This is a genomic window from Desertivirga arenae, assembly GCF_017355785.1.
GTDB lineage: Bacteria > Bacteroidota > Bacteroidia > Sphingobacteriales > Sphingobacteriaceae > Desertivirga > Desertivirga arenae.
In genome coordinates this window covers 25,003-48,459 of sequence record NZ_JAFEWE010000018.1, presented here as the reverse complement: position 1 = coordinate 48,459, position 23,457 = coordinate 25,003, and the positions used below count along the sequence as shown (strand labels likewise).

The following is a 23,457-nucleotide window of genomic DNA, read 5'->3' as shown; positions in this document are numbered from 1 at the left end:
CAGTAATCTAATATCGATGAAAAAATATATTGTAGCAGCTGCATTAGTTTTATCAGCATGGCAGTCGCGAGCCCAGCAGGACGCAATGTATACCCAATATATGTTCAATACTTTAGCGATAAACCCGGCCTATGCCGGGAGTCGCAACGTTCCCAGCCTGACAGGCCTTTACCGGTCGCAATGGGTGGGAGTTGAAGGCGCTCCCGAGACACAAACGGTGTCTTTTGATACCGCCTTGCCAAATAAGCGCGTTGGCGCTGGCATCCAGGTGTTCAACGATAAGCTGGGAGTTACGAACACTACAGGTGCTAACCTGAGCTATGCTTACCGGATACTGATGGAAAAAGGCACGCTTGCTTTCGGTTTGCAGGCTTCTGTTACCCAGTACCGGGCTGATTTCAGTTCTGTTCGTTTAAATTCAGCAAATCCTTCCGACATGGCGTTCTATTCGAATGTGAATAAAGTGATGCCAAACTTTGGTGCTGGTATTTATTATAATACAGATAAGTTCTACCTCGGACTTTCTACTCCTCACCTTTTTAACAATCGCCTGGTTAATGATTCTGTAACAACTTCAAACGCTTTGGCCGCCAGGCAATATCTTCACTTTTTCATGTCTTCCGGTTATGTGTTTACCCTGGATCAGACATTCAAATTAAAGCCTTCAGTATTGTTTAAAGGTGTTGCCGGAGCCCCGCTGCAGCTCGACCTGAACTGCAACTTATGGATTGCAGACCGTTTTGCTGTTGGTGCCCAGTACCGTACCGGCGATGCTGTTGCAGGAATATTGGAACTTCAGGCTTCAGACCAGATCCGTATCGGATACTCTTATGACAGGAGTACTTCGAAGCTCGTTGATTATAACTCGGGTTCGCACGAGATCATGATCAGATATGAGTTTGGTTTCAGAAAGGACAGAATTGTTGGACCGCGTTATTTTTAATCATGAGAAGAATCTATTTACTTTCAATAATCCTGTTTATATCCTCTCAGATCTTTGCTCAGAAGAAGGTTATATATAGAACAAAAGGAGATAAGGAGTTTAATGCTCTAAGGTATAGAGCAGCCATCCAACTGTATAAGCTGTCTGATACTACCGATCAGGAGGTGATACAGAAAATTGCCGACTCGTATCGTGCTGTTAAGGATTATAAAAACGCACAAGCCTGGTATCAGAAGCAGGCGGAACAAGCGGATCAAACAGCAGCGTTCTATTTAAAGTATGCAGATGTGCTGGCTGCTAATGGCCAGTATGAAGCATCTCATAAGTATTATAATCAGTACCTGCTGAAAAAACCATCTGATAAAAGAGCAAAAAATCTAAGCGACAGCTATAATAAGCTAAAAAGCTTTTATAAGGATTCTGCAGACTGGAAAATTAAGTACTTGGCTATCAATACTCCAAAAGATGAATTTTCGCCTGTGTTTTTTAAACGTGGCCTGATCTTTAGTTCCAACAGGGACAGGCGCTGGGGAGTAAGGAATGTTTTTGGCTGGACCGAAACGCCCTTCACTGATCTCTATATAGTTAAGGACACTGCTAAAATTGCGAAAGTTCCACCTGCGAATTACTTCTATAATGATGAAATGAGAGCTACTAAAGCACATAAACAACGCCTTCCGGTTTCGGTGAACGATACGAGGGTGCTTGGGGACATTACCTACCCGAGAACGATTGCTGATGTAAGTTCTTTCAAAGATTCTTCGGTTGTAGAACTGCTGAGGGGAGGTTTGAATACAGCTTATCATGATGGCCCTGCAAGTTTCTCTGGTGGTGAGTATTACATGATCTACAACCGGAACCAACGCGATAAGAGTAATGCAGAAGACAAGAAGAACGGCATTTATAAGCTAAACATGTACTCGGTAAATTACCTAGGTGGAACCTGGTATAATAAGCAGCCTTTCAAATTCAATAATACAGAATATTCAACGGCTCATCCGGCATTAAGTGAGGATGGAAAAGTTCTTTATTTTGTTTCTGATATGCCGGGAGGCTTGGGCGGGAAGGACATTTATTATAGTACCCGTGAAAGTCGTGATGCGGAATGGTCTGAACCAAAGAACCTAGGTTCACAGGTTAACACCGAAGGTGATGAGTCGTTCCCTTACCTTTCTAAAACGAACAAGCTATTCTTTAGCTCCGACGGTCTTTCAGGCCTGGGAGGATTGGACATCTTCTCCGTTGAGTTAAAGAATAATTTACCAGCTTCAGAACCCCATAACCTTGGGTATCCGGTTAATTCCGCTAAGGATGACTTCGGTATCATTTTAAGCGGAGATGAGAAGAGCGGATACCTTAGTTCTAACCGCTATGGCAGCGATGATATTTTGAGCTTCAATTATGATCCTTTTATTCTTAAACTGGAGGGAACCGTTTACACAGACTTCGGGGGGTATAAAAGAGTGGTTGAGAATGCGTTGGTGAAAATTGAACATGACAACCAGGTTGATTCTTTATTCACTGATAATATGGGTCGTTTTACAACCCGGCTTGCTCCTAAAACAGACTATAGCATAACAGCTAATAAAGCAGGGTATTCTACAGACAGTAAGACAACTACAACCAAAGGAATTACGAAGTCGACCACTTTGTACACGGAGCTGTTGTTGCATCGTCCGCTGGAGAAAGTTCCTGCTGCAGAAATCACCAACTGCCAGCTAAGTAAGCTCTTTGGTTTGAACCCAATCTATTATGATCTGGATAAATCATTCATCCGGCCTGATGCTGTGCCTGCACTTACCAGACTGGCTTCCTTGTTAAAGCAATATCCGCAACTGACTGTAATTGCAAGTAGCCATTGTGATAGCCGCGCATCGAAAGCTTATAATGTTGGATTATCATTGAGAAGGTCTGAGTCGGCTAAAAAATACCTGGTTTCCCTGGGTATTAATCCTCAACGTATAAAGATCACTTACCATGGAGAAACTCAGCTTACAAATCAGTGTGGTGATGATGTTCCTTGTTCGGAAGAAGAACAACAAAGGAACAGGAGGACAGAGTTCATGATCTTTAAGAACGGCTTGAATCTAAGCAATCTAAAATGTGATTAATTCATTTTCTCTATAAAAGCAAAAAGGAGGCCCGGGCCTCCTTTTTGCTTTTATAGGTTTTGTGTCTTCATCACCACTTCTTCTGCTTCGTCTTCTTTGTCTTGAAGTTTGTCTTCCTCTTTAGCACGTCCGATCTTTAGTTTCGGATTTTCCTGTGATCCTCTTACTTGGATCGGAATACCGAGGATGCCAAAAGGAGGTAAGCCAAGCCTGAACTGGAGGTTAAGGTCGCCATCAAAGCTCACTTGCCCCTCGATCCGTGGTCTGAAGCCTGCAATTTTCAAACGTGTTCTTTCGATGCTGATAATATTATTGGCAATGGAAGAGCGAATGTTAATCTGGCTCATTTTAGGATCCTGCAGGTCTTTATGCCCTGTTTTTTTACTGACCGCATTAAAGAGCTTAAAGCCTTTTAGCTTAACGTTTTTAACGGATATCAAGCCGTCGCCCTTTATTGATGGATAGACAGGCTCCATGTTACCATTTAATCTACCGCTTAATTTATAATCAAGGGAAACAGTGCCTCTAACATGTGCTGCAGATGAGGCAAGTTCTCTAAAGACCGCACTGCTTTTATAAGCCTTTTGGATGTCAAAGTCTTTAGCGTTGATCGCATATTGAAAATAGGCTGTTTTAGGAGAAAAGCTTTTATAAGCCGCAGTCATTTTTACCGGAGTTCCAATAAAAGTGGTACTTAGATCCTGTAGGTCCAGTTGACCATTTTTTATGCTTAGTGTTCCGAGCATTTTGTTAAATTTCATTCCCCCATAATTTACTTCTTTCGCTGCTCCGGTAAAATGAAGGTTGATGTTAGTAGGAATAATTATTACACCTGGCTTTGTTGCTGCGGTATTCGAGCCTGTAGGTATTTCGGTTACTGTACGAAATTCATCCGCAACGATTAAATCGCTTTTTAGTTTGAAGTTGCCCCTTAGCACTCCCCTGTATGTAGTAAAGTAATCGATAATATTAGAAACGTTACCTTCTAATGCAATTTTGCTCTGGCCATAGCTAGCTTTGAAGGCGTGAAAATTTATTCTGTCGTTGCTGAAACTAAAAATGCCTTTATTTACCTTAAATGGTTTGGGTAAGAGTTCAGAGCTTAGAGCAAGATCTCTGATTCTGAAAGTACCCTGGTTGAAGAGCTTTTTGTAATTGCCGCTATTAGCATCCTTTTGTCTTCCTGCAAGTTCAAGGTCTGTACGGACCAAGCCCTGCACATTATAATCATTGGATGCAAAAACACTATAAAGTTTCCCTATATCTAACGTTCCGCGGGATGAGATTCTGTAAGCAAGGTTATTCAGATCGGCCAGGTTTGCTCTTAAGACAAAGGGTTGGCTAACAAAGTTGAAAGACAAAGGTGCAATGACCAGTCGAAAATCTTTTGCCGCACTATTCTTGTTATAAAAGACAGAGTTAACCTCAATTTTGCTGATAGGGTATGGACTTTTAGATGTTTTAATAAATCCATCCTTTAAAGAAATAGATGCATTGGTAGTTGGATATTTCCGCTGCTTTATTGCCAAAGATCCTTTAGACCGGATATCCATCTTTAAAGCCCCCTTCATTGTTAGTCCAGGTATTGGATATATCTTATGAATGGAGGCAAGATCGACGAAACCATTGATCCGTGTATCAACTGTTAGGGAAGGGGAATGCTCTAGCTTGATATATCCGTTCAGGTAGTTGTTCAACCATCGGCTGTCTATTTTTTTCAGATCAAGCACAAGGTTCTTATAATTGCTGTCAGGACAGGAAGCGCGGAAGCTTAAATCAATATAATCGATATTGCCAGGCATTGGCAGATATTTAAAATAGCCATTGGCCAGATTTGTGTTAAGTTCAAACTGTGGAATGCTTTTCAGGATCGTATCGACCTTTCCTCTCCCCGTTTTTCTGAGCTCATGTCGCAGATGACCACTTGCACTGAGGCTAAGATTGAGTAACCCACGCGTACTGATCTTCTGTATGTTTAAGGCTTTATTAACCTTGGCAAGGTCGAGCCGGGTCTGAAGGTTAGCATTGATGAAAGGGTTAGTGAGGCCGCGAGTGTGTAAGGAGCCAGCTAAGGAACCTCCGGCAACATTAAAACTTAGCGTATCCAGATCCAGGATTGCCTTTTCAATATCCATATTAGGGATAGCACCCTTGATCCTGACCGAAATATTATCCAGCGGGACCGGGCTTTGTTGGTGGCGAAAGCTTCCGTCGTCAATCCTGCCTGTCAGGTTCAGGCTGGGAAATTGATTGCTTTCTGCAACATAGCGTCCTTTTAATCCTAGTTCAAAAGTCGATTTTCCTTCTACATCGAAGTTCTTGAAATATTCCAGATACTGTGGAGGAAGGGTAGTTATTAAGCTTCCGAGGTCGGCGTTTCTGCTTTCCAGTTTGAAATCCAGATCGTACCCGTTGGCCAGGAATTCGAATCTCCCGGCAAAATTTAGGGGAACTTGATTTATCCTAAGGTTGTTTTTTATGAAGCTAAGCTGAAGAGAGCTCGTATTTATCCGGGTTATAAGGTCAGCTTTGACCTTTCTTCCTGCAGAATAAGGGATGCTGTCGTAGATGAAGTCGAAATTTTCAATTTCAGCACGGCTTGTAAGGTCAAATATCTTTTTGCTTAAATCCCCTTTGCCTGAATAGGAAAGGCCTTTAGCCTTGATAACCATCGGCAAGCTCTTGTCTTCGTAACTTAAATTACTCCGGGTGATGCTAATGTCTTCGATCTTTAAAGACGAACTCTGCCCAGAACCAGAGGAAGAACTTTTACTGTCCTTCAGCACATTATAGTTCGCCCTTCCTAGACTATCAACCTTTACGCTGATTTGTCCGCTGTCGAGATAGATCCTGTTAACAATTACCTCATTACTTATTAAGCTTTTTAAATTAATTCCCAAGGCAAGTTCGTCTGCCTTTAGAAGGGTGTCTGAAGCAAAAGGAGCCGAGCCCTTTAGCGAAACCTGGTATAATGACAGAGTTAGCGTTGGAAAGTGCTCAAAGAAGGATAACTTCATCTGAGCAAAAGAAACTTCACCATTGATATTGCTATTAACGTTTTGTTTTACCTTCTCTGAAAAACTCTGGGGCATCAAGTAGGGCATCAACGCCATTACCGAAAGAAGGGTTATGAAAAGGGAGAAGATTAAGATAAATAAGTATTTTGAAAGAGGTTTCATTCGTGTGTGGCCTGAAGGGTTGCTTTAAGAAAAGTGTATCTAATGTCCGGGCAGATCGATGCGTTTTTCGCACCAGGAGCATTTTTTTCTTGATCCATCGAAACGATAACGCCAACGATGAAAACCAAGCGGACATAAAATAAATTTAAATATACTCATCTCTGAAAATGCAAGTAAGGGCTTATTTGCAGTTCAAATATACGGCCTGAAATTGTAAGAGAAGTGTTTGTTTACCACCTTCCTGCTAGAAACTTGTATAATTTCTCTTTATAAGGAATCAAAAAGACCGCGTTAATAAAAAAAGATATTTTAACTAGAGAATATTATCATCTGATTTGTAACTTATTCTCTTTTGGTGCGGGGAATTGTGGGGAAACTACTCTCATATTTTGAAGATCTAGAATTGTCAGTTACCTTTAATGTTGCTACAACTCCTTCTATTGCTTGCTTTGCGATAAAATTAAAGAGTTTTCCGCCGAAGGCACACGCTTTGTTTATAGTATATCAGAGCAGCTGATTGTTTTTGATATTGGATTTGTGTTTTTTTAGTTTTGACATTTATTTTATCGTTAGAGAAGTATGAACTGGGGGCCGACTAGTCAAATTAAAATATCATTAGTAGATGATCAAAAAATAATTCGGGAACTTCTTTCACGGGCTCTTGGCACTATCCCAGAGTTTAACTTTATTGAAACTTATAGCGATGGTATCGCTTTTCTTGAACATTTGAATGCATACCCTGAGAAAAAGCCCGACATTGCAATCATTGATGTTGACATGCCCGTAATGTCAGGTGAGGAACTTAATGAAAGGCTACAGGTAGAGTATCCTGAAATTAAAGTATTGGTATTGTCAATGCATATAGATGCCGTAACCATCGCAAAAATGATTAATGCTGGAGTTGCCTCCTATTTACCGAAAGATTGTGCGATTAGTGAGTTACTTTGGGCTATAAATTCTGTATTTCGTACTGGCAGCTATTTAAATAGCGAAGTTGTTGATAAGTTAAGGGAAAATAACGAAAAGACTCGGAAAATTGTAAATTCAGACGGGATTACACAAAGAGAAGCTGAGGTGCTTGAGCTTATCTGTCAGGAATATACGAATGCTGACATTGCGGAAAAGCTTAATGTAAGTGTGCGAACAGTCGACACCCATAGGAAAAGGTTGTTGTTTAAAGCTGGATGTAAAAATACAGCGGGTCTTGTGTTATATGCAATGAAAAATAACTTAATAAGTCTCCAGCTTTAATAGGTCTTTTTGAGTATTCCAACTCGGAAAAGCTTTGTAGTCTGCCTGCCATTTCATTTCCTGGAAAAGATACGTCTCCGGATGACTGCTAATTTCTTTCCACTTTTAGGTAAATCTTCTTGCAATAATAATATCGCTTAAACTATATGAGTATGTCCGTAAAAAGGTGTACGTATACCTGAAAACGGGTATTTACGTAAATCGCTATTTAAGGTGATTTTTTTAAAGCTATTTATACGGATATTTGTTCGAAATATAGGTCTGCGATGGGAATGAGCATGCGCAGGCCACTAGTTCAGAAAAATATGGCTCTACATCATCTATGACAATTCTACTCCTTAAAAAAGTTCTCAGAACCTCTGATGTTGATTTGTTTTCAATAGGACAGACCTTTGTTTTTACAGTTCTTGTCGATACTGTTTTATTTATAGGTCTGGTGTCTACTATTCAACAGCTATTAAATAGGTAATAAGGTTTTATAAAAGACGGCTCAATTATTTATTTATCACGGCTTAACAAGAATTCTAAGCTGGATGAAAATCTTAATCTTACTAATCGGTTATCAGTCTACCTATGGTTATCGTTGGTACAAATTAACTTTTGTACCAACGCATTTCTCCGATAAAATCTCACGTATTTCTCAACTAAGTTTCTTGAAATGCCTTTTTGAGATGGAACCACGAGAATATTGAGAGAGAAAATTTTAAAATGAAATTAGATCGAAATTGTACCTTAGCTGGCGATATATATATCTTAAAGTGCCTATAAAAATTCCTGTCGATTGCTGATAGGATGGTCTGACAACTGTGCTTGGTTCTTCTTCGAAGTTTAAATGTTTAAATATCGATTTGAAATCTTTATGGATTAAACATTTACCTTTTTTCTTTAAAAATGAAATACACATTCTATATTCCATACGATCACTATTTATCCCTTCAGCATACCAGCCAAACTTTTCACAAAAAGAAGTTCTGCGTAAATGGGGGGTGTCGCTGTAAGCATAGATTTTGTTGTAATCAAGTGCTATGGCAGGAATAGTCACTTCTTCAAAATCAGTAGCATAATCACTTAGGTAAGGGTATCTGAAGTGTGCAAAATACCTTATTAAGTCAAGAGCGGAATCTTTTTCCAGTAAAGTAACTGATTCTCTTAAAATATCTGTGAATACCACTTGTAGCTCGAAATCCTCTTGCACATACAAAGTGTATGGTGTTTTTACTTCCTTTTGTCCTTTATTAATATTATTGCCAAGTCCGGAGTTTTTTTCCGCGGTGATCAGAGAGAATTTATAAGTTGCCTGAAACTGTCTCAATTCTTTCAAATGAAGTGCATCACTTCCATCATCAGATACAATAATTTCCGCAAAAAAAATGTCTAACTCCTTTAATGTTGCAAGCAATCTATTTAAAGAGGAAGATCGGTTATAGTGTGTAATCAGTAATGTTATTTGAGAAAAGTAATTCATGTAATTCTATTGTTAAACTTATCATTTAAAGTCTTTAACAGATCCTTAATTATCGGATTGCAGTAGAGAAGAGAGATAAGTTTATTTTTATATTTCTGTTTATGATTAGGATATCCCAGCAGGACCAACTTTTTAAATGTCTCCAGATCGATAAATCTGTTAACTTCTATTCGCGGCAGCCTTCTTGTGTCGCTTTTATTTGTTACAAGACCCGGTTGAACCGAAAACCCCGAAAAGAAGTTAGCTCCTCGAGACTCTTTAAACATAGCATGTTATATCGGCCCCACGGAAAGGAATAATGAGAGCAAGAGGTATTTAAATTCTGATCTATTAACTGCTTACACATCTCCATCTCAAATTTCAGCTCCTGCTCCGGCAGCATGTTATGCACCCTGTGCTCGTGACCATGAGCTTCAATGCTCCAACCCAATTGCTCCATTTCCTGCAACTCTCTCCAGTTTAAAGGCCGGTCATTTTCGGGATAAGATTTTCCTAAATGGCTTAGCTCATTATAGCTCTTAGAACCGACAGAAGCTGTTGTTAAAAATAGCGTCGCTTTAAAATTATTTTCTTTCAATACCTTGGTGACGTGTTCAAGTAAAGACAGATATCCGTCGTCAAAAGTGAGTACTACTTTTTTGGAGAGCTCCTTTTTATATTTTTTATAGATAAGAAGCTCCTCTATGGATAGAGTTTGATAGCCTTCATTTTTCAACCACCTCATTTGATCAATAAAGCTGCTTAAAGGTATATGGACGGGATTAATATTTGTCGCACCCGTGATTTGAGGACTAACCGCGTGGTACATTAATACTGGAACCTTCACTAATAGGAAATCAATTTCAGCAGATTATTTAACAAAGCCTATACCAGAAACGTCTTTGTTTTGCTCTGGATAAATTAAGCAATCTTATCAGAGGAAAATTTCCTTTAAATTATCAACGATAGATAAATGGAAATTTATCTATCGTTAATTAAAGCATTCTTTATAAGCCTGCCAGGGATTTTTTTTCTACGCTTTGTCCTTTTCCTTTCTCTATTTCTTGCCGGGAAGGAGGGTTTACTCTATTGTTAATTTTTTTTACCTTTGCGAACTTTAAGAAGTTGAAAAATGCAGTTTTAGCAATTAGACCGAAACCTGCAGCAAAACACTTCGTATCAAGTATCGATGAGTTTAGGCGGATCTCCCATATATCCCGCTTAAAGTTTGTTAAAGGTATCAACTTCGTTCAATGTTGAGTCGGAGTAAAGGGGAAATTACAGTTATGGTTAACAGGTTTAAGTATAGAGTGAACACGTTAAACTTTCAACCACCATGGTTGATCTTATTAATTGATGTGTTCTTTTCTTTTGTGTCGGCGTTGCTGGTGTTTGTGTTTATTTCACAGAGCGATAACTTCTATTTTCAGATCCCATTCTATTCCTCCCTTATTAAGTTTACTGTAACGGGACTAATAAGTACATCAATCACCAGGAGCTATCGGGGAGTGATCAGGCATACTTCATTGGAAGACATCCTTACTCTCCTTAAAACCAGCGCAATTCAGTTAACTTTATTATTTAGCATTGAAATTATAGGAATTACTTTACTTAACAATTCATCTACTATTATCCTTTATTATTATTTTCTTAGCTCTGTAATGAGCCTGTTCCTGTTTTTTAACTATAGGATCGGAATCAGATATGTTTTTGTATTTGCTCGTACTGCTTCTGCCGAGGGACTTAAAGTTGGAGTTTTTGGCGCTGGGGAATCAGGGATCCTATTATCTAACTATCTCAAGAATGACAGAGCAAATAAAACTACTGTAGTTGCATTTTTTGATGACGAGTTAAGCAAATGCAGTAAACTGATCAATGGTATTCCTGTGGTAAGTGCCAGGGGACTGGAGCAGTATGCTAAGAAAAACGGAATAAAGCAAATCATCGCCTCGCCCCGGCTTATTTCAAATGCACGAAAGGAAGAGCTATTTGAAGCTTGTAAAAAGGCGGGCGTTCAACTTAAGGTAATCCCTCATGACGATATCTGGTTTGTGGAAAAGAAGAAACCGGAAAAATTGCATGATATTGAGATCCTTGATCTTTTAGGCCGCGAGCAAATATCTACAGATAAAGCAGAGATCCAGACGATGATCTCGGGCCGGGCTATAATGGTAACCGGGGCGGCCGGTTCTATCGGAAGTGAGCTGGCCCGTCAGATAATTGCAGAAGAACCTTCTTTGTTAATTGTTCTTGATCAGGCAGAGTCGCCTTTGCACGATCTGGTGATAGATCTAAAGAACCTTAAGCCTGACGTGAAATTGGTGCCGGTTTTAACGGATGTAGTGAATAAGAAGCGGCTCGATTACATTTTCAGCACTTACAAGATAGATGTTATTTTCCATGCCGCTGCGTACAAACATGTTCCGATGCAGGAGCAACATCCCTACGAAGCTTTCTACTGTAATATTCAGGGGACTTATAACCTTGCAAATCTTGCAGTTAGCTACGAAGTTGGAAAGTTTATAATGGTGTCTACGGATAAGGCGGTTAATCCTACTAATATTATGGGGGCAACTAAGAGGGCAGCGGAAATCTATACGCAGTCTTTAAATACTCAGCTTGGAGGTAAGGGAACTCAATTTATAACAACCCGGTTCGGCAATGTGCTGGGCTCTAACGGTTCCGTTGTGCCTTTGTTTAAAAAGCAGATAGCAGCAGGCGGGCCCCTGACGATAACCCATCCTGAAATCACTCGTTACTTTATGACCATCAGTGAAGCCTGCAATTTAGTGTTGGAAGCCGGGGCTATGGGAAAAGGTGGTGAGATATTCGTTTTTGATATGGGGACGCCTGTAAAGATCAATGACCTCGCGGTGAAAATGATCAAACTCAGCGGAAAGGAACTAGGCAGGGATATTGAAATTAAGTATACGGGGCTAAGAGAAGGTGAAAAGCTTTACGAGGAATTGCTGGCTAATGGTGAAAATACTAAGCCAACCTACAATAAAAAGATTATGATTGCAAAAGTGAGGCCCTACGCATTTCAAGAGGTAGTAAGCCAGTTCAACGAGATCTTCTCGTATATGAATGAGATGGATGAGATGGGGATGGTTGCAAGTATTAAGACCCTGATACCGGAGTTCAAAAGTAATCAATCCCGGTTTTGTAATCTGGATAAGCCGGTTAAAGATCTGCAGCAAACAAAAGAATGTGTTTAATTATAAAATTGATAACCTTTAAAAAACATTGACGTACACATTCGTATCCTATGAATAGTTCTGATTCTCTAGGAGTTGGAACAATTCATCTACATTTGATAACGAATTAATATCTATTATGCAAAACTGGCGTTCTCTGGAAAACAGGCTTTGGTTAGTTCTTCTACTTATCACCATGTTCGGAACTTCTTGTATTTCGAACAAAAAGGTGATCTACATGCAAAATAAAGACAAGAATAAAGCTTTAGTTACAGATTCTTTAATTCAGTACTCCGTTCCTGTTTACCACCTTCAATATAATGATATTGTTGACGTTAAGATAAAAACCTCTATTCCGGAGATGAATGCGATTTTTGGGTTGGAAGACCCGGAAAGCAAACAAGGTTCTACTCAGGGAATGAACCAGAACAATGGCGATGTTTATTATATGACCGGGTATACCGTTGATCAGAACGGAGAAATAAAGCTTCCTTTTATTGGTAAAGTGAAAGTGATGGGATTAACTACCGGACAGGCAGAAACAGTGATCAGTCAGAAACTTGCCGGATATTTCAAGAAAGTTTCGGTAGAAGACCTATACGTAAGGGTGAAGTTAGGTGGGATAAGGTTCAGCACACTGGGCGAGTTCAACAAGCCAGGAAAGTATGTGGTACTTCAGGATCGAATGACCATTTTTGAAGCGATTGCACAGTCGGGAGACCTTACGGTTCAGGCTAAAAGAAGTAAGGTAAAACTATTACGGCAATATCCAGATGGAACCCGTATTCATATCCTTGATCTGAATGACAGGTCTATTATTAATTCTCCGTATTACTTTATACAGCCTAATGATCAATTGTATGTAGAACCTCTTAAAGTGAGGCAGTTTGGTACTGGTGTAACTGCTGCTCAAACATTCCAGGTTCTTGTTTCAGCTATTTCGGCGGTTGTTTTAGTATTAAGTTTAACGAAATGATAATGAAATCCCAGTCCTCCTACACTTCTACCAGTAAGGGAGTGGATGATAATTCAGATATAAAGAAGCTGTTTTTTGATTTTTTGGCCATCTGGCCTGTTGTTCTCCTGTTAGTGCTGGCTTTTCTTGGTGTAGCCTATTATATCAATCAGACTACTACCCCTGCCTATCAGGTGCAGGCTACCATTGTTATAAAGCAGGATAAAAATGCCGCGTCGAAGGAATTATTTGAAAGCATTGGCTTAAAAACGACGTCGGATAATATGGAGAACGAGATTTCTATAATGAGATCTTTTACCCTGGCCTATAACACCTTGAAGCAGCTTGATTTTAACGTGGAATATTACAGGGAAGGCCTGTGGCGGAAAGTAGAGATCTATAATTCTTTACCATATAAGCTGGAAGTTGACTGGAATCATCCGCAATTAATTGAAGGAGAGTTATTCGTAAGTTTTATTAATCCCTCCGAGTTTAAGATCTCCTTTAAAAAGTCTGCATTTGCTCTCTATAATCCGGCCTCACCAGATCAGAAGAGTGGCGCTTTAGTACCTAAAGAGCTAAAAGGTAAGTTTAGGTTAAATACCTGGATTGAGGGTAAGAATTACAGGTTCAGAATGGTTAGGTCTGAAACTCCCGACGCGAAGCTGAAAGATTTTTCCTTTAAACTAAGATCCAATTATAGTCTGGCGGTGTCTTATAGCAGGGCCTTGAGAGTAGAGCCTCAGAAGAAGGAATCAACTATACTTTCTCTTAGTCTGGAGAGCTCTATGGTTGAAAAGGGTAAAAAATACTTGAATAAGATCATTGAAGCCTATCAGGATCGTGAGTTGATCAATAAGAACAGAACCGCAACGAATACGGCCGAGTTCATCAATATACAGCTTAAAAGTATCCAGGATTCTTTGATGTACTTCGAAGACCAGTTGCAGAGGTACCGCTCTGATAACCAGAGTTTCGATGTTGGCGCTCAAAGTAATCTCGCTTTGTCAAGACTTGCCACGCTTGAAGATGAAAAGTCTAAGATTGGATTGAAACTGAAGTATTATCAGAATGTATTAGGCTACCTGCAAAAGGAGCAGATCAATCAATTAACTGTGCCTTCTTCAGTAGGTATAGAGGAGACCGTGCTTGATCAGTTGATCAATGAGTTGATCACGATCCAGAATGATCGCTTGAGATTGAATCAGTTCTTGTCGGATGATAACCGGACCCTAAAGGATCTTAATTTCAGATATACTACTGTTCTTAATACCCTTAAGGAAAGCATTAGGCGTGCCTATGAAACGGCAAAGCTTTCTTACGCCGATGTTGAAAAGCGCATTGGAACTATGAGTGGTGATTTGAATAAAATGCCCAAGGTTGAACGCAACTTACTAAGTATTAAAAGACAGTTTTCCATTAGTGAGAACATCTACACCTACCTGCTGCAAAAAAGGGATGAGGCTGAGATTAGCAGGGCTAGTAACATCCCCTCCAGCGAGGTTCTTGACCTGGCGCGGCCTATGGGTGGTATGATCACTCCAAAGCCGATAAGGAACTATTGTGTAGCCATATCTTTGGCATTTATCCTGCCTTTGCTGTTCATATTTGTACGGAATATGTTCGATAATAAGATATACGACTCAAAGCTGCTCGAACAAAGACTTAAGGTGCCCTTGGTTGGAAGTATTGGCAGAAGCAGGCAGAATGTTAATAACATAGTGTTCGAACAGCCAAAATCCTTCGTAAGCGAGAACTTTAGAAACATACGCGCAAGTGTGCCTTTCCTGCATTCCGGCGATTCCAGTTTGGTTATTGCCTTTACCAGTAGTGTTTCAGGCGAGGGGAAAACCTTCTGCTCTATTAATACTGCCGCTATTTATGCACTGGGTGGCAAGAAAACTTTATTAGTAGGACTAGACTTGCGTAGACCAAAGATCGCTAATGATTTTAACCTGCATAACGATAAGGGAGTAAGTAATTACTTAAGTAAGAAATGTGATTTAGGGAGTCTTATTAAAGCTTCAGGCCGTGAAAATCTCGATATCCTTCTTTCTGGTCCCGTTCCTCCAAATCCGGCAGAATTAATAGGAAGCGCAAATTTTGGAGCAATGATGCAGGAATTGAGGATGCATTACGACGTTATTATTCTGGATTGTCCTCCATCCGGCCTCGTGTCTGAAACGATAGATATTTTTGGTGAATCTGACTTAACATTCTTCATTTTCCGCCATCAGTTCTCAGACTGGGATGCGGTAGACAATATTAACGATCTGGTGGAGAAGGGCTTAATTAAGAAAACTTATGCGATATACAACGATCTGAAGTTGTCTGCAGATTATGGATATGGCTATGGATATATTTATGGGGATGAAGAAAGCAAGCCTTCCTTGATGCGCAGGCTTAAAGAAAAGGTCCCATTTGTAAATTGATTGGATTGTTGTGTATAATATTATGATGAGTACTTCTATAAAAAATTTGGATCTTAAACCTCTGGAGCAGTCAAAAATTGCAGTTATTGGTCTGGGGTATGTTGGCTTGCCTTTGGCTGTGGCACTTGCAGCTAAATATAAAGTGGTAGGTTTTGATATTAATAAGGAAAGGGTTGAACAATTACTTTCAGGGCATGATGCAACACTCGAGGTAAGTGATGGGGATCTGAGATCTGTATTGACTTCCCTGGATGGAAGCTCTAATTCTGACCTCGGTTTTGTGCCTACCTTTAATACTAAGGATATCGAGTCCTGCAACATCTTTATTGTAACTGTTCCTACTCCAACAGACAAGCATAATCGTCCGGTCTTGACGCCGATGTTAAAAGCTAGTGAAACTGTAGGAGCTGTGTTGAAAAGAGGTGATGTGGTGATCTATGAGAGTACAGTTTATCCTGGTGTTACTGAAGACGAATGTGTTCCGGTGTTGGAGAAGGTTTCAGGACTGAAATTTAACGTAGATTTCTTTGCAGGCTACTCGCCAGAGCGGATAAACCCGGGAGATAAGGAGCATACGGTTACAAAGATCCTTAAAGTTACTTCAGGAAGTAGTCCGGAAATAGCCGATTATATCGATGCCATGTACCGCTCTGTAATTACAGCAGGTACCTTTAAGGCCTCAAGCATAAAGGTTGCCGAAGCAGCGAAGGTAATTGAAAACTCACAGCGTGATATCAATATTGCCTTTGTAAATGAACTATCTAAGATTTTTAATCTTCTTGGTATTGATACTCATGAAGTGTTGGAAGCTGCCGGAACAAAGTGGAACTTCCTTCCTTTTAAACCAGGGCTGGTAGGAGGACATTGTATTGGTGTGGATCCTTACTATCTGGCGCAGAAGGCTCAGGAAGTGGGCTATCACCCTGAAATAATCTTAGCCGGAAGAAGGCTTAACGATAGTATGGGACGCCATGTAGCGATGGAGCTTATCAAATGCATGATGCGCAAAAATATCAGGGTGATCGATGCTAAAGTCCTTGTACTGGGTTTTACCTTTAAGGAAAACTGTCCTGATATCCGTAATACAAAAGTTATTTCTATTGTTGACGAGCTTCATGCATTTGACGTTGCTGTTGATATTTACGATCCCTGGGCAAATGAAGAGGAAGTTAAGCACGAATATGGTTTAACTATCTTACCTTCCGATAAGGTTCCTAACCTTGCTGACTATGCAGGTGTTGTACTTGCGGTATCGCATAAGCAGTTTGCTGGCCTTGATATCAGGAAAAGCGATAACTGTGTAGTTTATGATGTGAAGGGTATTTTGAATAAAGATTTGGTTGACGCTAGATTATAAGCAAATCTCCGATATCTAAAGATATTTGTGTTCTAGATCAGTATGCGGTAATTGCGTACTGATCTTTTCAATTAGGCACTGAAGGTTAGTAGGTTAATTGTTTAAGGACTTCAGATAGCGTAACCAGGTAGCAGATATCTGAGCAGCATCAAATTCTTTTGCCACTGCAGTTGTTTTGCCGGCCATCTGTAAACGAAGTGAATTATTTAAGATCAGTTCAAAGAGTTTTTTTGCAAATTCCTTGGTATCAAAGGGAGGGATAAGGTAGCCATTCTGTTTATCAGTTATTAGCCTTTGTGGCCCCCCCTCTATTGCAAATGCAACCGCTGGCAAGCTGTAACTGAAACCTTCTACGATAACTAATCCAAACGATTCGGACCGGGAGGTCAGAATTAAAACATCGCTGTTTGCATATTCCTGTTCAATGACATCTGTTTTACCTTTTACAACAACGAAACCATCGGCAATATGCCGGCTCATTTTTGTCAGGAACTCCTCTTTTTGATCTCCTTCACCAATGATGAGGAACCTTACTTTTTCTCCTTGCAGTAAGGGGCTTGTCTCCTCTATTATTTCCATCAAAAGGTCAATTCCTTTTTCCCTGCTAAATCGCGTTACACAAATGATCTGTTTGAATGCTGTATCTTGCTTTTGGTAACCGCTACGCATAGCAACCACATTCGGAATACAAGTTGCCTCTATCTGATCTTTCTTATACTGTTGTACATCGTAATCTGTCTGACAGACAACCCCGGATAAGGATCTGTACAGATATTTCCGGATGAATTGGAAGGGCCTGCCAGCGAATGTGGAGAGGACGTGTTCCCATGCTATGATGCGGTATTTTTTAGATAAGGGCACTAAGGTAAAGGAAATGTAGAAGTTGCAGGAGATGATGTAGTCGGGCCGGATATCCTGCAATAAGTTTTTCAACTGACTATAATATTGAAAGATCTCTGAAGGCTTTTTAATATCAATGTCTAAAGATCGCAGTTTGATCCCTGCATCTACAGTAAACAAGGGTTTTCTTTTTTGTGGCCTAACAGAAATAATAGAGATAGCAGTTTCATCAGAAATTAAGGAATTAGCGAGGTTGATCGTGGCTCTCTCCGTTCCGTTGGAAGCCTGGAGAGAAACTACCAGGAATACTAGTTTCTGTTTCAAATTGATGGAGCTTGTTTCATCAAAAGTAGTCAACATCGGAGACAAAAATGACAAGTTTGCATTTCGGGGAGTGATTGAAGTAATTCCTGTGCCTCCTGCAATTAAGAAAACAAATATTACTTTCAGGAAAAGGATGTATTTTTGCTTTATAAGGGGAATATAGACAGAATAAATTGCTATTAAGAGAAGCTCATCATGATCTTCTCCTCATATTCATTTGAGCTTTGATTGATTCAATGTTTACATATTAGTTCTGGGTTTGACGCGGATCGTGATCAATATTCATTGCAAAAAACTGTAACTGGAAAATTTATCCAGCGTAACAGGGATGGATTTAACGGGAATGAAATTCAGTTTTAAAGTATTTTTCGAAGCATGATAATTGAGGGTCAGATTACGTTTTCTTGTTTGATTTCAATAGGGGGATATCTGAATCCACCTGCTTAAATTGTAGAATAGACGTGAATATATCAATAATAAAAAACTCTAAAGTATTAGTTACCGGTGGTGCGGGATTTATAGGGTCAAACCTGTGCGAGGTGCTGTTGAAGCAGGGAAATGAGGTGGTTTGCCTTGATAATTTTTCTAACGGTCACCGCAGTAACATCGAAGCCTTCCTGGGTAACAGCTCGTTCAGGCTGATTGAAGGTGATATAAGGAACTATGAAGATTGTCAGGAAGCGGCTAATGGCTGTGAGTATGTGCTTCATCAGGCTGCTTTAGGATCAGTGCCGAGAAGTATAAAGGATCCTATGACCAGTACAGATGTCAATATAGGAGGCTTTGTCAAGATGCTTCATGCTTCTGTTGAGGCAGGTGTAAAGAGGTTTGTATATGCCGCAAGTTCCTCTACGTATGGGGATCATCCTGATCTCCCCAAAATAGAACATAAAATTGGCAGATCTTTAAGCCCTTACGCGATCACCAAATACGTTGATGAGCTTTTTGCGGCAAACTTTTCAAAGATCTACGGAATTGAAACCGTTGGTTTACGGTATTTCAATGTTTTTGGCCGTAACCAGGATCCTTTTGGTGCCTATGCTGCTGTAATCCCTAAATTTGTTATTCAACTGCTTAAGCAGGAGAGCCCGCTGATAAATGGAGATGGCTCTTTCAGCAGAGACTTTACCTATATTGATAATGTGCTGCTTGCAAATCAACTTGCTGCAACCACTGCTACAGAATTAATTCTTGAAAGGCAGCAATCTTACTATAAAGCTGTTGGTGAAGCTGTTCCGGAAGAAGGTGCTCTATCTGAAGTTTTTAATGTTGCCTGTGGTGGAAATATAAGTTTAACAGATCTTTTCAATATCCTTAAAACGAATCTCGCCCGGTTTGATAAGAAGGTAGCTGATGTGCAGGTGCAATTTGGGCCACAGAGATCGGGCGATATTCCTCATTCACAAGCTTCTATTGAAAAAGGAAAGCAACTTTTTGATTATCACCCCGTATATAACGCCGTTGAAGGTTTGGAATTAGCAACTGAGTGGTACTGGAATAACTACCGTAACCTCATTAAAGATAGCTCTATACGATAATCTGAAACTTACATTTATCTTTTAAAATTATCTTGGAAGCAATAAAGACTCTATTAAGGAAGAACTTCTCGAACTTCACTTACTTCTACCGGCATTTGAGAGGGAAAATATTCGTTTCCCTGATGTTAAATATAAGTGTAGGGGTTTTAGATGGGTTTGGACTTGCCATGTTCTTGCCATTGCTGCAAATGGTTGACGGTAAGATGAAGAGGGGAGATGAGGGCGGAAATATTGGCTTTATCGTAGAATGGCTGAACCGTTTCGGTATCGAGTTAACCCTGCTTAAGGTGCTTCTGATCATCGTTCTGTTCTTCGCTGCCAAAGGTTTGGTTCAGTATACGCAGGCTGTTTATTCAGCTACTCTTTTACAAAGCTTTATTAAGCGGATCAGGATCAGGAATATCAATAATCTAACCGGGCTTGATTATAAGTATTTCATTACTTCCGACGTAGGAAGGATTCAAAATACACTTACAGGGGAGGTAGACCGAGTTTCCCGTGCTTATCAAACGTACTTCAATTCTTTTCAAAGTGGGGTGATGGTGGTAGTTTATATGACCTTCGCTTTTTTTGTTGATTGGAAGTTCGCCATTATGGTGAGCCTGGGAGGTATGTCGACAAACCTTATCTACCGTACGATCTATAAAAACACAAAGGGTTCTTCCAAAAAGGTTACCCGCGAGTCTAATATTTTCCAGGGTTTAATAATACAGGCGGTTGCTAACTTCAAATATTTAAAGGCCACAGGCCGTCTGAAGTATTACAGCAGAAAACTGGAGCATCAGGTAGACAACATCGAACACAACAACCTGAAGATCGGTGTTTCTAATGCGATCATGGCATCTACCCGCGAACCTTTGATCATTTTTGTAGTCTCGGCGGTTATTTTTCTTCAAACCACTTTAATTGGTTCTCCGCTCTCAGTTATTCTGATTAGCTTACTGTTCTTTTATCGGGCGCTTAACGCATTAATGATCCTTCAAACCTCCTGGAATACTTTCCTCGGATTGTCTGGCTCTTTAAGCAATATGACTTCTTTTACGGAAGAACTGCAGAACCACCAGGAAAAGAATGCTGCTGTGGAGCTTAAGAAGTTCGAGTCTGAAATAGTTCTGGAGGATGTGAGCTTTAGCTATGACAAGCACCAGATCCTATCAGGCATAAATTTGCGGATTAATAAGAATGAGACACTTGCCTTTGTGGGTGAGAGCGGCAGTGGTAAAACGACGCTAATAAACCTGTTAAGCGGCTTGTTCCCTCCATCATCAGGACAGATGCTTGTTGACGGCGTGTCAAGGGACAGCCTTAATATTGGAAGTTATCAGAACAGGATTGGCTACATTACTCAAGACCCGGTAATATTTAATGATACCATATATAATAATGTGACGCTTTGGTCTGAGAAGAACCCTGAAAATTTGAGGCGATTCAATGAGGCTTGTCAAAAGGCTGCAATAGCAGGCTTCATTTCATCCCTTCCTGAAAAGGAAGAAGGGGAACTGGGTAATAATGGAATTAATTTAAGCGGTGGTCAGAAACAACGAATTTCTATTGCACGGGAATTGTTCAAGGATATTGATATCCTGATTCTCGACGAGGCTACCTCTGCTCTTGATTCAAGTACTGAGAGTGAGATACAGGAAAATCTAGAGCAGTTGAAGGGTAGTTTTACCATCCTCGTTATCGCACACCGTTTATCTACCGTTAAGAACGCTGATAACATTGTTTATCTGAGAAGCGGAAAGATTCTTCGAATGGATTCATTCGAGGGGCTTGTAGAAAGTGTTCCTGACTTTAAGAACATGGTTGATCTGCAGGAAATAGGTTAGTTACACGCGTATCTTTTGATTTAAATTAAATGGCTCTTTATCGTTTTCTTTATAGTATTTATTTCCTGCACTTCAGGAATAAGGCAATGGATCGCTTATTTACCCGTGTAATTATACGATTGGCTAATATTCTGCTGCCCTCGTATTTTAGCCTGTCATCCGGAAGCAAGCTTAATAGTCAGAAAAGATCAGGAGCTAAAGGAAAAGATCAATTGATCGTATCTCTTACAACCTTCCCAGCCAGGATCGGCAAAGTTTGGATGACCATAGAATCGATCTTGAGACAGGATACAAAGCCCGATAGGATCATCCTTTGGCTTTTTGATGGAGAGTTCGAAGGAAAGAATTCCTTGCCTAAGGAATTATTATTATTAGAAGAACGAGGATTGGAAATACGGTTTTGTGCAGAAAATTTAATGCCTCACAAGAAGTATTATTATACCCTTTCTGAATATTCGGATGCTACTATCATAACGATTGATGACGACATGTTATATCCTCCGTCAATGTTAACAAGCTTGCTAAAGTTTCATAGGAATTTTCCTGATGCCATATGCTGTGCTATTAGCAGGAGGATTAAGGTAAAGGATGGATCGTTAAGACCATATAAAGAATGGCAGTATTTGCATGAGAATACATTGCCTTGCTATTCAAACCTTATTATGGGGGGGGGGGGGGGCACTTTATTTCCGCCAGGATCACTACCCCAACAAGTATTAGATAGGGAAGGTATTATAAAACACTCATTAAGGACCGACGACCTCTGGCTTAAAATTATGAGCCTTAAAGCTGGTACAAAAGTGTTAAGCCTGGCCGGAGAGTTTCCTCGCTTTTTTATTCCCATTTTATCCAGGAAGAATTTTAGATTGGCAGATAGCAATATTGGAGAAGGTCAGAACGATAAGATATTTGCTGAGTTGGTTCGTGAGTTTGATATTAATATTGAAAAAATAAATGAAAACTAAAGGGTTAAGTATCACTATTATAGCAGGGGCCAGGCCTAACTTTATGAAAGTTGCGCCAATTATTCATGCTATAAAGGAGGCTGGCAAGCAAGGTGCAGCCATAAACTACCGCCTTGTGCATACGGGTCAGCATTATGATTCGAAGATGAGTGATACCTTTTTTCAAGAGCTTAATATCCCTCATCCCGACGCGCATTTAGGAGCAGGCGGCGGTTCACAGGCAGAGCAGACTGCAGCTATTATGATAGCGTTTGAAAAGGAGCTGTTGGCTAACCCTACAGATCTGGTATTGGTGGTTGGTGATGTGACAAGTACAATGGCCTGTAGTATTGTTGCTAAGAAGTTGAATACCAAAGTGGTTCACGTGGAGGCTGGTATCCGTTCCTTTGATCTTACTATGCCGGAAGAAATTAATCGAATGGTAACGGATGCAATTACAGATTATTTCTTTACTACAAGTGCGTGGGCGGGTGCAAATTTGAAAAAGGCAGGTATTCCCGATGAAAAAATATTCTTTGTAGGTAACGTGATGATAGACACTTTGCTTGCAAATCAATCTCGTTTTTCAAAGCCGGCAGTATGGGGTGAAGTAGGATTGGAAGATAAGGAATACTTCATGCTTACCCTTCACCGTCCCGGCAATGTGGATGAAGGTCAGAAATTGAAGGAATTAATGAATGAGATCATAGACGGTGCAAAAGGCTTGCCTGTAATTTTCCCTATACATCCGAGAACAGCAAAGATATTTTCAGATCTTGAAATAAAGGCGGACAATTTATATATAGTTGACCCAATGGGATACCTGGAGTTCAACTACCTGGTACAACATTGTAAGGCGGTGATTACAGACTCGGGCGGTATCACTGAAGAAACCACTGTTTTAGGGGTCCCATGTCTAACCCTGCGTGACAATACAGAGCGTCCGGAGACGTGTGAAATAGGAACCAATGAATTGATCGGAACCAGCACAGCCGCAATCAGAGCTGCTTTGCAGAAGCTGACTGCAGGAAATTGGAAGAAAGGTGCAATTCCGGAAAAATGGGATGGCAAAGCAGCCGAAAGAATCGTTACAGAACTGTTGAATTTGTGAGC

15 protein-coding genes are annotated in these 23,457 nt (G+C 40.1%); 11 read left to right on the top strand and 4 right to left on the bottom strand.

From position 1 onward, the window contains the following. The first annotated feature begins 16 nt into the window (after nucleotides 1-16). Both J4N24_RS23295 and J4N24_RS23290 read left to right on the top strand, forming a co-directional pair. A complete protein-coding gene (locus tag J4N24_RS23295; RefSeq protein WP_207536152.1) occupies nucleotides 17-943 on the top strand; it encodes a PorP/SprF family type IX secretion system membrane protein in 927 nt (308 codons plus the stop codon). A 2-nt stretch (nucleotides 944-945) separates the two neighbouring features. Then, on the top strand, nucleotides 946-3,054 hold the full coding sequence (locus J4N24_RS23290; RefSeq protein ID WP_207536151.1) for an OmpA family protein: 2,109 nt from the start codon (nucleotides 946-948) through the stop codon (nucleotides 3,052-3,054). Nucleotides 3,055-3,104: 50 nt separating this feature from the next. Here the strand turns inward: J4N24_RS23290 and J4N24_RS23285 are convergent, their stop codons facing one another. After that, on the bottom strand, nucleotides 3,105-6,233 hold the full coding sequence (locus J4N24_RS23285) for an AsmA family protein (protein WP_207536150.1): 3,129 nt from the start codon (nucleotides 6,231-6,233) through the stop codon (nucleotides 3,105-3,107). A 579-nt stretch (nucleotides 6,234-6,812) separates the two neighbouring features. On the opposite strand from J4N24_RS23285, the gene J4N24_RS23280 reads away from it, so the two are divergent. After that, nucleotides 6,813-7,484, top strand: coding sequence for a response regulator (locus J4N24_RS23280; protein WP_207536149.1), 672 nt, complete (start codon nucleotides 6,813-6,815; stop codon nucleotides 7,482-7,484). A gap of 703 nt (nucleotides 7,485-8,187) precedes the next feature. Here J4N24_RS23280 and J4N24_RS23275 read toward each other — a convergent pair. Both J4N24_RS23275 and J4N24_RS23270 read right to left on the bottom strand, forming a co-directional pair. After that, nucleotides 8,188-8,949: a glycosyltransferase family A protein gene (locus J4N24_RS23275; RefSeq protein WP_207536148.1), complete on the bottom strand. Its 762-nt coding sequence runs from the start codon at nucleotides 8,947-8,949 to the stop codon at nucleotides 8,188-8,190. Nucleotides 8,950-9,151: 202 nt separating this feature from the next. Continuing rightward, nucleotides 9,152-9,775 (bottom strand): polysaccharide deacetylase family protein, encoded by a 624-nt coding sequence (locus tag J4N24_RS23270; protein ID WP_207536147.1) that lies wholly within the window; start codon nucleotides 9,773-9,775, stop codon nucleotides 9,152-9,154. A gap of 439 nt (nucleotides 9,776-10,214) precedes the next feature. Here J4N24_RS23270 and J4N24_RS23265 point away from each other — a divergent pair, with 439 nt between their 5' ends. The 4 genes from J4N24_RS23265 to J4N24_RS23250 all read left to right on the top strand — a co-directional run bounded on the left by J4N24_RS23265 (nucleotide 10,215) and on the right by J4N24_RS23250 (nucleotide 16,869). After that, the gene (locus tag J4N24_RS23265) at nucleotides 10,215-12,146 is read left to right on the top strand and encodes a polysaccharide biosynthesis protein (RefSeq protein ID WP_207536146.1); all 1,932 of its coding nucleotides are present in this window, start codon (nucleotides 10,215-10,217) and stop codon (nucleotides 12,144-12,146) included. Between the two features lie 118 nt (nucleotides 12,147-12,264). Continuing rightward, nucleotides 12,265-13,101, top strand: coding sequence for a polysaccharide biosynthesis/export family protein (locus J4N24_RS23260; RefSeq protein ID WP_207536145.1), 837 nt, complete (start codon nucleotides 12,265-12,267; stop codon nucleotides 13,099-13,101). A gap of 2 nt (nucleotides 13,102-13,103) precedes the next feature. Further along, on the top strand, nucleotides 13,104-15,512 hold the full coding sequence (locus J4N24_RS23255; RefSeq protein ID WP_207536144.1) for a GumC family protein: 2,409 nt from the start codon (nucleotides 13,104-13,106) through the stop codon (nucleotides 15,510-15,512). 22 nt (nucleotides 15,513-15,534) lie between these two features. Next, complete coding sequence (locus tag J4N24_RS23250; RefSeq protein ID WP_305795746.1) at nucleotides 15,535-16,869, top strand: nucleotide sugar dehydrogenase; 1,335 nt, start codon at nucleotides 15,535-15,537, stop codon at nucleotides 16,867-16,869. Nucleotides 16,870-16,962: 93 nt separating this feature from the next. Here the strand turns inward: J4N24_RS23250 and J4N24_RS23245 are convergent, their stop codons facing one another. Further along, entirely contained in the window at nucleotides 16,963-18,069 is a 1,107-nt protein-coding gene (locus tag J4N24_RS23245; RefSeq protein ID WP_207536143.1) for a glycosyltransferase, read from the bottom strand. 425 nt (nucleotides 18,070-18,494) lie between these two features. On the opposite strand from J4N24_RS23245, the gene J4N24_RS23240 reads away from it, so the two are divergent. From J4N24_RS23240 to wecB, 4 genes are read left to right on the top strand one after another with little or no spacing between them, the layout of a single operon-like run. Then, entirely contained in the window at nucleotides 18,495-19,571 is a 1,077-nt protein-coding gene (locus tag J4N24_RS23240) for an SDR family NAD(P)-dependent oxidoreductase (RefSeq protein ID WP_369806256.1), read from the top strand. 32 nt (nucleotides 19,572-19,603) lie between these two features. After that, nucleotides 19,604-21,400: an ABC transporter ATP-binding protein gene (locus J4N24_RS23235; RefSeq protein ID WP_207536142.1), complete on the top strand. Its 1,797-nt coding sequence runs from the start codon at nucleotides 19,604-19,606 to the stop codon at nucleotides 21,398-21,400. A gap of 29 nt (nucleotides 21,401-21,429) precedes the next feature. Next, nucleotides 21,430-22,365: a glycosyltransferase gene (locus tag J4N24_RS23230; protein ID WP_207536141.1), complete on the top strand. Its 936-nt coding sequence runs from the start codon at nucleotides 21,430-21,432 to the stop codon at nucleotides 22,363-22,365. Beyond that, nucleotides 22,355-23,455 (top strand): non-hydrolyzing UDP-N-acetylglucosamine 2-epimerase, encoded by a 1,101-nt coding sequence (wecB, locus tag J4N24_RS23225; protein ID WP_207536140.1) that lies wholly within the window; start codon nucleotides 22,355-22,357, stop codon nucleotides 23,453-23,455. Before J4N24_RS23230 ends, wecB begins: the two co-directional genes overlap by 11 nt. Nucleotides 23,456-23,457: the final 2 nt, after the last annotated feature.